The sequence below is a fragment of the Stenotrophomonas sp. 05L414_2 genome, assembly GCF_056397905.1.
Window position 1 is genome coordinate 1 of the sequence record NZ_JBFTOJ010000328.1, and the last position, 1,118, is coordinate 1,118.

Sequence of the window (1,118 nt, forward strand, 5' to 3'; positions counted from 1 at the left end):
CTGCTGCACAGCGGCTGGAAGCTGGAAGGCCAGCGCATGGAAGACGTGCTCGAGCAGCTGCCGGTGGAACTGYGTGATGCCATCGGCCGCGGCGGCGACAGCCTGTTTGCGGTGAAGTCGGAAAGCGAAGACGGCGTGGAAGGCGACGAGGACGACGAACAGGTCTATCACCTGTCGCGGCGCGCGTTCCAGCTCAACGGCCGCCCGCATGACCTGCTGCTGGTACGCCAGCTCACTGCCGAACTGCGCCGGCAGGAAGTACAGACCTGGAAGAAGGTGATCCGGGTGATCAGCCACGAACTCAACAACTCGCTGGCGCCGATCGCATCGCTGGCGCACTCCGGCGGCGAACTGGTCAAGCGCGAACGCTTCGACCGGCTGCCGGAGATCTTCACCACCATCGAAGACCGCGCCCGCCATCTGGAAGGCTTCATCCGAGGCTACGCGCGTTTCGCCAAGCTGCCGCAGCCGCAGCTGCAGACCGTGCACTGGGCGCCGTTCCTGTCCAGCCTGTGCCAGCAGATTCCGTTCACGATGGAGCGTGCACCTGACGAGGAACTGAGCAGCCGGATCGACATCGCCCAGTTCGGCCAGGCCCTGCTCAACCTGCTGAAGAATGCACACGAGGCCTGCGCCGAAGCCGATCCGCCCAACGACGACGTGCAGGTGCAGCTGACCCGGCTGCCGCAGTGGCTGCGGCTGGATGTGCTGGACCGCGGCAAGGGCATGAACGAGCAGGTGCTGCAGAATGCGCTGATGCCGTTCTATTCGACCAAGCGCAACGGCACCGGGCTGGGGCTGGCCCTCACCCGCGAGATCGTCGAGGCGCACGGTGGTCGCGTGTCACTGCAGAACCGCACCGACGGCGGGCTGTGTGTGTCGATCCTGTTGCCGGTGGGGTAGGTTTGTTCTTCCTTCCTCTGTTGATGGCTGAAGGTTGAGCATTGTTCATGGGTGTCACTTTTCTTTGTACGCAAAGAAAAGTAACCAGAAGAAGCGTTCCGCCGACCGCGAGCCGTCGTGCTGCGCATCGGTGCTCGGCTCGCTTCAAGACGGACTCGAGAAGCAGAGCAAAAGCATCCACGCATGGCGTGGATCTACTGGGTGCAGCTGTGGCC

General features: G+C 63.6%; 1 protein-coding gene. It reads left to right on the plus strand.

Going from position 1 to position 1,118, the window contains the following annotated elements:
* Positions 1 to 903 (plus strand): sensor histidine kinase (locus AC1DJN_RS22050; RefSeq protein ID WP_478040301.1); only part of this gene is annotated, 903 nt, incomplete at its 5' end.
* Positions 904 to 1,118: the final 215 nt, after the last annotated feature.